The organism is Pseudomonas sp. PDM17 (genome assembly GCF_014851985.1).
Taxonomy (GTDB): Bacteria; Pseudomonadota; Gammaproteobacteria; order Pseudomonadales; family Pseudomonadaceae; genus Pseudomonas.
Genome location: NZ_JACVAT010000016.1, coordinates 1 through 10,035, shown reverse-complemented (window position 1 = coordinate 10,035; position 10,035 = coordinate 1). Strand labels below are relative to the sequence as shown.

The following is a 10,035-nucleotide window of genomic DNA, read 5'->3' as shown; positions in this document are numbered from 1 at the left end:
AAGCACCTGGTCTACCGCCTCGCGTTTGAAGGATTCGGGAAAACGTCGTCTGGTCTGGGTCATGAACACTCCTTGCGGTGGGCATTATCCACCTTAAGTCAGTGTCCACTCAGCCCGGGACAGACCACACAGTCATTCCTGGCGGCCATCAGTGGGAAATTCTGGTACGGCAAATAGAACAAGGCCGGCGTGTTCGGACAATTTTTTGCCGCAATATCGGAATAGAAATACCGGACGTGGAGGAGATCATCCACGCACTCTTCGACCATGTATCAAATCCTAAAGCTGCTGGAGTCGTAACTGTTGAAGAGATTGCCGCTCTAGCTCAGCGCTATTACATATCAAAAGACTCCACTCCAAACTGAGCCAATATCTCTATCTGCACTGAGATTCGGGCTACTAGCCATCCAGGCTTGGCGAGAATAACGACTAATCACACGCTCTCTAAGGACATCAAGTGGCGTATTTATTTGATCGCTGGACAAAGCCGGAGCAAACAAGTTGGGCGCTATGGCAATTTAGTGAGTACGAAGCGCAGCTGAACCATATGTATTGGTCCTCTGTCGCTCTTGAGCAATTTTCCATGTATCACGTTAGAAAATCTCCAGATGAAGGAATTAGGAGTATATTGAAAGCTTCCGGCCCTAATGCCGCGAGATTTGATGAAGAGAGAAATCTCTTCCTGAAGCATGTCAAGGATATGGGGCACTGGAAGCGCGCTAGTTTCATCATGGCGGCTACAGGTGCGATGGAAAGCTACTTTCAGCGGGCCGTTCTGGTTGCTCTCAAATCTGATCCTGCACTGCTGCACGGTAAATCCAAGGCCATTGATGGCGTCCAATGGTTGAAAGTCGGAATTGATCCGGACTATTCAGAAATACTGGCTGGCGTCACTAAAGGTACATGGGCGTCTCGGTACTCGAAATTGAAGTCCTTGTTTGGCGAGCTTCCCGATATTAGGGATAACGTGAATGACCTAGACAAAATTCGAATCTTTAGGAATGGTGTTGGTCACGCGTTCGGGCGAGAACTCGATGTAAAGCCACGCCTACTTCGACGAGGGACAGACGATATTACCCCGCTTTCAGAAGAGAAGTTCAAGAAATGGCTAGGTCAAATTTCAGGAATCACACGCGAATTTGATAGACACGTAGTGCAGCACCATATTGGAGAGTTCGAATCTCTTATGTATCTTCACGAATACATGGGAAAGATTGATCGTTCGAAACTCACTCTTCGCGGCTTTTCGAAGAAATTCAAATCCGAGCTAGGCAAAGAGCTTGGTCATTCGAAAGGCATTAAATATTACGAAGACATGGTTTCTTATTACGACTCCGTAGTTTGAGTGGCAGGTGGAAAATATTAATCTCTTGTGTCTTGTGTTTATGGCTGGGAGTGATTACTAACTATGTGGGTAACTCAAAGCTATCTAGGAGATCCGGACAAAGACCCTAAGGTATACGCGTACTATCTTTTCGAGGACTACAACGGAGAACAAGAGAGTTTTACTCGCCAGATTGAAGGCAAGCTCGCTCATGTTGGAGATCAATTTGGCCCACATGCGACAATTTTGATGCCGAACAGACACAACACTCCTCGTATCGAAGCAGAAGTACGCAATGCTCTTGGTGCGTTCTGGTGGGAGCTTCAAGGCCAGCTGCCCGGAATTCTTGTCTCCACCACGATACTTTCAAAATTACAAATTGAAGATGGCCAGCATCATTTCTTTTCTCTAAATAAATGTGACCTAGACTCTGCCTTCGATGTTATTACATCCGTACACCGTTTAATGCAGCAATGCGTTGAGTACCAGCATAAAAATCAGTCTCCCCAGCCTCCAGAAACGACCTTTAAGCGGCTGCTAAACTCAATTGAGGCGAAACCAGGGATTTACGGATTCAGTGTTGACTTGAAGAAGCTGTTCAAGAAATAGCGAGCACAGTGAAATACGCTCGACTATCGCTTACTTCGTTCGCTGGGCGTCCAAAGCTACGCTTTTGGCCTCCCGTTAGCTTATTCATTAGGGCGCTTTGGAAGTTTGATGTCGAATGGTGGCTTCTGGCCGTTCTCTGCCGGTCGTCACTACGGCATGCGCTGGTCGAGTTGAATGCACGCGCGTTGTCAGCTGGAGTGCAACTGACTGGTCAGTGGTTATGCAAGTAGGTAGTCAAGTCAATGCATTTCACAGCTAACCGCTGGTTTTGATGAAGTATCCAGGTTTGGGTCCATATCCCCTCGTTACTCCAGGCTTCCAATGCACTTGTTCACTGAACGAGGGAAGCTCCCTGATTTTGATGATTTCGCCGTTCTTCAGTTCGGGCTCTCCCTCTTGGAGTAGGATCGACTCTTGGAATCGATAGCGGCTGCCTTCCTTCTTGATGTGCCCCAGTTTGGTCAGTAGTCCAATGGCTGCCTCCAAGCGCTCGCTATTGGCTCGTCCTCTTAGGCTGTGGGGGCCGAGCTGCTTTAGTTGGGTCAGCGAGAAAATGGTTTGGGCCCCGGTCCTCAGATGATCAGGTAGCTCTGTATCAGACTGGCGTGTGCCGAGTGGTGGATTGTATCCGCGCTTGTTCTCGTCGCGGTCGCCGGAAGAACCTGTTTTGTAAGCGATTTGCAGGAGGTAGTGCGCCAGGTGATTCGCATCCGTCACGATCTGCGGCTCGTTAGCTAGATGTTCGATGAAGTGCCTTGAACAGTTCTGGGCGAACTTCCAGCAGAATCCTAAGGTGAGAGAGTCGATCTCGATGTCGGTTTCTGAGGAGCGCTCGAACACATGCAGGATAGCCGCCAGGCGGCTGGCGTTTTCCACCAACTTGGATGCGTGATCTTTTAGGTAGTGGTATAGGCCATTTTCTTGCATCTGATTCTCTAGTTGCCGACTGTACTGGTACCAAAGATTCGCGGCCGCCTCTGAGAAGTGCACTACTTGACGATCAGGGGAAGTGAGGGAGCCCAGGCGCTCACGGATGCGGGCATTGAAAGCCTGTTTGCGTTGCAACGCAGATAGATTGGGTTGGCTGCGTTGACCGGCCATTGGACGGGGTTTGGCTACCAGAAAGCGGGCGAGAAAGCCTGTGCCACGAGCCTCTTCGCCGCGCTTGCCCATGAAGCGGCTGATCACGCTCGGCTGTGCCATTAATGACAGAGTCAGGCGGGCGTTTTGGAGAACAAAACCTTCCCTCGAAATGCGGTCGACGATCACGCTGCTGCCATCCCAGAGCGTATTGAGCTTGTCGAGTTCCCCCAGGGCTTTTCCGCTGAAAATACTGTTGGCTTCGCTAGTCAGCAGACAGCCGTTGGGCGTGTTTTCGTAAAGCATCTGTACTAGGGCTGGCGGGGTGGTGTCCTCGTAGAGAAATTTCCCCGAGCGGGTGGGTTGCGGTTCGGCTCTGACATGTTTAGCCACTACTTCCAAGGCCGCCTGTGTGGCTGCTTCGTCTTCTTTGGCTGCGCATTTGCTGTACATGCGATCCACATGCCGCTTATGCGTCTTCCATAGCTCGTGTTGGATCCGGTAGTCCACCAAGGCATCTTCGTGGGCTCGATACGCAGCATCATTCAGCGCGCTGATCGCCTCGAAGAAATATTTCTGGGTGACGGTCTTGCGTTCACCGGAATCTGCGATGGTCAGCAGCATCAGTGAGGTTGGCACTCGGTACCCGGTAGGCATTTGGACGTCGACATGCCCCTGGCAAGCCGTAGCCATGGCCCCAAAGGCACACATCATTGCCATTTCACGGGAAACCTGGAGCTCTCGAGCCGCCTCTGCGACTGCGCTCTCTAGCAGGCTGTGCTCGTGGAAGAGCGGCCAATCCTCTGTGCAGGGCGGCTGTTCATCACGAGCTTCAGAATTAATATTTTGAGTATCGTTCATTTTTGGCGGCTATGTTGGCTACTACTAGCCAACATAGCCGGATATTTTTGTTAATGCACTAGATCATCATGACGTAATGGATTTACTTCCCTGCCTCAATGCAGGGGGACGTATCACGGATCGGCTCGTTGCCTCGGAGCGGTTTTTTATTACCGCACCTGCACATTCTCTGAGCTAACAGAGGAGGCTGCTCATGAGGATCATCCGACTGAAAGAAGTCATCGACTCGACTGGCCTGGCGCGGTCGACCATCTACAAGCACATCGGGGAGGGCACCTTTCCGAAACCGGTATCACTGGGCGACCGCTGCGTCGGCTGGGTCGACAGCGAAGTGCATGACTGGATCCTGGCAAGGATCGAAGAACGTGACCTGGCCGAGGGCGTTGCAGTGCGCTCCACCGGTCACCTGAGTATGGCCAGCTAGAAATCACCATTTGCGCCATGACCGGTTGCTAGCTAGTCATGGCGCTTATGCCGCTTGGAAGAGTTCTGCATTCTCAGCTAACTCTGCCATGAGGTAGTGCGGAAAATTTCCCGGCAGGCGCGGCAATCGTGTTCCTCGTTGTACGGCCTGGCCGGGATTTCCTGATTCGAGGTGAGCTGCTTCTAGTTATATAGCAATTACTATCAATCACTTGATTCTGATAGTTAAGGCCCACTCAGCCGGATCAGCATTCTCTACTCCGTCATGGGGGATCAGTTTTTTAGAACTACCCCGGATTCTGGTATGTGAACAACCCACCAGGTAACCGCCATGACCAACCGCAAGACCTATACCCACCTCTCCCAATCTGATACTGCCCTGCGGATCGAGTCACTCGTCCAGGCTATCGCGCGTCACGACACTCCAGCCTTCCGATTCATCCAGGCACGGTCTGGGTATGAGCGAATCAAGGTGACCAGGCTTTCCCGGTATTTCGATCACATCCAGCAGATGGTGGACCTGTTCGATGACCGTGTGGACTACAGCTACAGTGAGCACCTGCAAGTGTTCAAGGCGGCCTGCCAGGATATCGGCCTGGAGCTCCATCCTGATGGCCCTGTCTGTCTGAATGAAGAAGGGACGAAGTGGCTAGACCATTTCCGCAGCATGAACGTCCTCACCGCACGGATCCGTCAGTTGACTGGTGAGCAGTGGTATCGGCGTAGGGCTAGGGATCGTCGTGATCTGGCTGATCAGCAGGAGATCCGAGTCTGTGACTACGCGGAAGCACTCTGCGAGCTGTACTCGCGCATCACCATTGTCAGAGTCGACTTTCACTACCGACCTGAGGCTCAAGCCAGGCTACGTGTTGAACACGTTTTCGATGACTTGGATCGGCTGATTGCTGAGCATAGGCGCAACCCGATTTTCGACCACCTCATCGGCCACATCTGCGCGGTGGAGCAAGGGAATCGGGACGACGGCAGGGGCTACCACATCCACGCTGCCTACTTCTTCAATGGCAACGAGGTACAGAGGTACCTCTACAAGGCCACCCAGCTCGATGAGCTATGGGAAGACATTACACGTGGCCAGGGCTGCATATACAGCTGCAACCACGACAAGGAAAAGTACAAGGATAAGTGTGGTATCGGCCACATCCTGCGAAGCGATCGCGCGATTCGGCCCCATGTCCGCGAGGCGGTGAAGTATCTCGTCAAAGATTCTCAGCACCTGCGTTTGAGACCCGAGGGGGCTCGGTGCCTGCGGATGGGACAACTGAAACGAGCTCGCCGCGGGGGCTACGGCTGGGGCTTAGTTTCAGATCACGGAGTTGGCTCACGAACAGCCGGTCATCGGTACTCGCATCTATGGGGGCTGTAGGCGTCGCGTCTTCAAAGGTGATTGGGAGATTGTCATCCTTGTACTCCTCACTGAAGCTGAACAGCTTCTCCGAAACGTCCCGGGCATATACGGGCTCGCTCTGAGGGTCGCAGAGCATCTGGATGATCAGGTCATTCCACCATCCTTCCAGCCGCTCAAAGACTGCATCCCTGTGCTCGGCCCGGATTGGCCGCATTTTCTGAGCCTTGATGAGTGCTGGGAGATCGCCAATCCGAGGCGTGCTGTCAATAATCGTGATTCTCGATACGAAGTCCTCTTTCTCCAGCGATGTCAGCTGCGAGAGCAAGTCCTTGATCTTGGCGAACGATTTTGCCTTGCTGGTGGCGAGCGTGCTCTCTGTTAGTTGCCAGAGGCTGGGTTGAGCCGTGGTTGTATCGGCGCCGAACAGGAAGAAGTTCAAGAATGAACCGGGCGCGACGGACGAGGTGGTGAACAGGAAAAACTGATAGTCAGACTCAACCCGTCCATTGGCATGGTAACGGGTTAGCCAGATATTGACCGACTTCCAGAAGTCGACAGACAGGTCAGTCAGGCGTTCACCAACAGCCTTGTGCTTGAGAGAGGCCAGTGTCTTCTTTCCGGAGGACTCCAGGAAATCGAGGTCATCTTCCTTCTCGATGAGGATTGCGGTGTCCTCTGGAAGCTCTAATGCCTGGTACAGCGCAAAGCGGGGTTGGAAGATGTAGCCCAGCCCCTGCTCTCCGGCGCTGTAGGGATCGCTATCTTTCTTTTGGTCTTCGGAACCGTTGCTTGCTACAGAACTCATAATTCAGCCCATGTTCCAAGGTCGTTCATCCCTGGTCTGGTGTGCCAGGAATGGAGGCGCTCGAGTCTAGCGACCGCCTTCTGTTGCGGTCGTATACGCCGCAAGCAACGCCTAATGTGTAGTGGTTGGCTATTACTGTCTGAGTGGCTGCGAGCATTGAGGCGAACGCTTGCCCACGGAGCCACCATGTCTTGCGAGTGAAAGCTTGATGGTGCCGGGGAGCGTGTGTAAACGACGCCGGCACAATGAGAGATTCGCGTGGGATCCGACAGCTCCCTCGTGTGAGGGCATGGGCCGCGCTGGATTGGAAGGAGTTCGGTTGTTGGTGCTCTTGCAACAGGAAGTCGTGGCGCGTGCTTGATGCCAGTGGGGAGGCGCGAGATAAGCGGCGCTGCGACGGATAGACCCAGGGCGAAAATCATCCTTGGCTTTGCACTCGTGCTGGCATCCTTTGCATGTTCGACCTGACCTAACCGAAACTCCTTTGCGCACATTCTGATTCGAGTGGTGGCACATGGCAATCACTTGCTCCAGGTGCGATGGCACCCTGCCGTCTACGCCCGCAACCGTGATTCGTCTAGGCGAGATCTCAACACAGGTGTCGCCCTGCTCCTATAGACGGCTTCAAGCTTTAAGGAAGGACTGCTAACCCTGCGTAACTATCCGCTTTTGGCCGAAAGCAGCCATCGCTGACGACTGCTAGCGGCCAGTTGCAGCCTGCACGGACTGCTACTCAATTGATGGAGTCAACAGGATTGCCTCTAGTCGTTCTCCTAGAAGCCTCCATGCCTCGGCTTTCTCCTTGGCATAATCGTGGTGAAGGTAATGTCGTCGAACCTTGGAACCACCCAGCAGATGGTTTTGGCAGCGGTCGATTATCTCCAGCGTTACACCCAGCTCCTGCATCATAGTCGCACCTGTGCGCCGCAAATCGTGCGGTGTCCATTCGCCCTTGCTGCCCTTGCTTAGCACCAGCGAATCGTCATGGTGGCGGCCGGTAAGCGGTTTGCTGCGGTTCTTGAAACGGCACTGCCGGTCGCCGATCAGCTTACTGACCGTCTTGGTGTCGACATGGCTTTTCTCGTCCTTGCTTGGGAAGCAGAATGGGGTATGACCGGTTTCTACTTTCAGACGCTTGAACTGGCTCAACCCGAATGGTGACAGGAACACGTGATGATCCTGGCGCTTGCCCTTGTGCCCCTTGGTAGCCTCGGCAGGGATGAACCAGGTGCCTTTGTCTAGATCCACATGCCGCCATTCGGACTTGAGCAGCTCGCCGATACGACAGAGGGTGCTCAGGCAGATCCAGACGGCGCTTTGCACGCGCGGATTGACCGGGCGGATGCCGGAGTATTTTTGGCCGGCGGGGAGGGCGTCATAGTCGCGCTCCAGGCGGGTAAAGATGTCGCGTAGCTCGCGGATTTCGTCGGGGGAGAGGAGGCGGTCGCGCTGTTCCTCGTAGTCGTGGTCGAGCAGTTTGTTGACGTCTATCAGGTCGGCTGGGTTCCCGTCGGCCATCAGGCCACGCCACGGCTTGCGCTTCTCGGCCCAGTGCAACATCTGGCCAATGTCCTTGCTGCGAATCACCACGGTGCGATTCAGGCCTCGGGCTTTGACTTGGCGCAGGACGTTGAGCAGGTCTTTCTCAGTCAGGGTGCGCAGAGGCGTCTTGCCAATGAACGGCAGCACGTCCTTGGTGAAGCTGCGACGCAGTTCGGCATTGCCGTCCTGACGCGATACGCCGTCGCGCATCCATTCCTCGAACAGGTCGGCGACTGTCTTATTCTCCGCTGCCTGGCGCTCGGCTTCGGCAATGGTGGCCGCGATAGCGGCTTGGGCTTCGATCTTGGCAGCCTTACGGGCGGCAGTGGGATCGATCCCCTTTGTAACGGTCGCTTTCACTTCGTCGCGTTCGGCGCGCATCTGTGCCAGCGACTTCTTGGGCCAGCTGCCTAGGCGATGATCGCGTTTGGCTCCATCCAGTTTGAATTCATAGCGAAACAGGACAGTAACGCCGCGCACACCCGCGCGAACCTTGGCGACCAGCCCGCCGTCTTCACGAAGCGTCTTGCCGTCGTCGGCCGAGGTGAGCGCTTCCAATTGCTTTGCCGTCAGCTTCGCCACCGTCTACCCCTTGCACGATTCGGTCGCTTTGAAATTTTGCCCCACTTTTGCCCCACCCAATCGCTTGGCTGTCAGTGGATGCTTGTGGAGCGTGAGGGACGCTAATCTAGCCTGTATGCCCCGTATTTACTAGGGTTTAGGCTTTCCGTCAGTGTCTATGAGCGTCCAGGTAAATCCATTAAATAAGCGCATGGGGTGCAAGGGGTAGAGTGTTCGAATCACTCCGTCCCGACCAAATTTGAAAAGGCCGGTTCAGCAATGAACCGGCCTTTTTGCATTTCTCTTTCCGCAAGGATTACCTAGATCGATCGTCAGCTCGGCGCATCCCTCATTGCCCAATCATCATGCGCTGCCAGGAAAGTCGGCAGGTCCCGTCGCGCTATCCAGATTTCGCCTTGCCATTTGATGACGCCGATGCGCTGGTTGGCCCAGGTCATGAAGGCGCGGTGCGGATGGGTGTTCGGGGTGTGTTGGGCGTCGTGGAGGGTGGGGAGGACTTCGGCGCTGAGCCAGCGGGTGATGTTGCGGTGTGCGGGGCGCCAGAAACGGTAGAGGGCTTTGTAGGCGGGGGATTCGCTGATGGCTTCGACTTCTTCGCGCAGGCCGCTGGCGTATTCCAGGATGACGGCGCGTTTCTGTTCCGGGTCCATGCGCTGGGGGGGGGCGGTAGGGGCGGTGGGCGTTGATCAGGACGGCGCGTAATAGATGGGAGTGGCGTTGGAAAACGACTGGCCGATAGGCGTTTTGCATGGTGGAACTCCATCTACGAGGTTGAGGAGTCGCCACGCGTCGTCATCAAGCGAAGGGTGGCGGACCGCGCAGGGTTGACGAGCCGGGAGATGGAACCGGCAGACCCGAGGGGCTCCCCGCGCGATCCGCCATAGAGTCAGTGGCAAATACTACAGGCATGAAAGGACCTACAGGAAACCATCGCCGTTTCCCGCATACGCTTTCAGCGCTTTCGCGCCATCTCTGTTCCGGTCGTCAAACCAGGTCACGGGATTGACCGTGACGGGTGGAGGATGGCGGAGGGTTTTCCGGGGCGGCAACCTGCAAAGCGCGTAGGGATCCGGGAAGTGGGGAGGTGAGGTTCAGCGGTGCCTTCTTTATATAGGCGGCAGGACGCTGCTGATGCGCCGGTGTGGTGGGGCAGGAAGGTGCTGCTTCTATAGATAGGAGGAGGGGAGAGGCCCTTTGTCATCTTTCTGCAAAAAGTCGTTGACGGCCGATTTAAACTCCCTATAATGCGCACCACTCCCAGCGACGAAGCGCTGAAAGAACTTGAAAATCAAGTACTTACAGAGATTCGAAGTTGGGGGTGGTGGTCAGGCAGGTGATTCACTTGCCGCTCTTCATTAGCTGCTCCGGCAGCGAGCTGAAAAGAAGATCGCCGAGGTGGTTGACAGCGAGTTTGATCGCTGTAGAATGCGCCTCCCGCTGATG

The 10,035-nt window shown here is 54.6% G+C and carries 7 protein-coding genes; 4 read left to right on the top strand and 3 right to left on the bottom strand.

Going from position 1 to position 10,035, the window contains the following annotated elements:
- Positions 1 to 457 precede the first annotated feature (457 nt).
- Both IB256_RS30390 and IB256_RS30385 read left to right on the top strand, forming a co-directional pair.
- On the top strand, positions 458 to 1,345 hold the full coding sequence (locus tag IB256_RS30390; RefSeq protein ID WP_192404994.1) for a hypothetical protein: 888 nt from the start codon (positions 458 to 460) through the stop codon (positions 1,343 to 1,345).
- 63 nt (positions 1,346 to 1,408) lie between these two features.
- Complete coding sequence (locus tag IB256_RS30385) at positions 1,409 to 1,933, top strand: hypothetical protein (RefSeq protein WP_192404993.1); 525 nt, start codon at positions 1,409 to 1,411, stop codon at positions 1,931 to 1,933.
- 255 nt (positions 1,934 to 2,188) lie between these two features.
- Here IB256_RS30385 and IB256_RS30380 read toward each other — a convergent pair whose 3' ends face one another.
- Positions 2,189 to 3,874 (bottom strand): YfjI family protein, encoded by a 1,686-nt coding sequence (locus IB256_RS30380; protein ID WP_192404992.1) that lies wholly within the window; start codon positions 3,872 to 3,874, stop codon positions 2,189 to 2,191.
- 193 nt (positions 3,875 to 4,067) lie between these two features.
- Here IB256_RS30380 and IB256_RS30375 point away from each other — a divergent pair, with 193 nt between their 5' ends.
- Together IB256_RS30375 and IB256_RS30370 are read left to right on the top strand one after the other, a co-directional pair.
- The gene (locus IB256_RS30375) at positions 4,068 to 4,298 is read left to right on the top strand and encodes a helix-turn-helix transcriptional regulator (RefSeq protein ID WP_043243021.1); all 231 of its coding nucleotides are present in this window, start codon (positions 4,068 to 4,070) and stop codon (positions 4,296 to 4,298) included.
- Positions 4,299 to 4,628: 330 nt separating this feature from the next.
- Positions 4,629 to 5,681, top strand: coding sequence for an inovirus-type Gp2 protein (locus tag IB256_RS30370; RefSeq protein WP_192404991.1), 1,053 nt, complete (start codon positions 4,629 to 4,631; stop codon positions 5,679 to 5,681).
- Positions 5,682 to 7,197: 1,516 nt separating this feature from the next.
- Here IB256_RS30370 and IB256_RS30365 read toward each other — a convergent pair.
- A complete protein-coding gene (locus tag IB256_RS30365) occupies positions 7,198 to 8,592 on the bottom strand; it encodes a tyrosine-type recombinase/integrase (protein WP_192404990.1) in 1,395 nt (464 codons plus the stop codon).
- Between the two features lie 311 nt (positions 8,593 to 8,903).
- Positions 8,904 to 9,242, bottom strand: coding sequence for a hypothetical protein (locus IB256_RS30360; RefSeq protein WP_225602042.1), 339 nt, complete (start codon positions 9,240 to 9,242; stop codon positions 8,904 to 8,906).
- Positions 9,243 to 10,035: the final 793 nt, after the last annotated feature.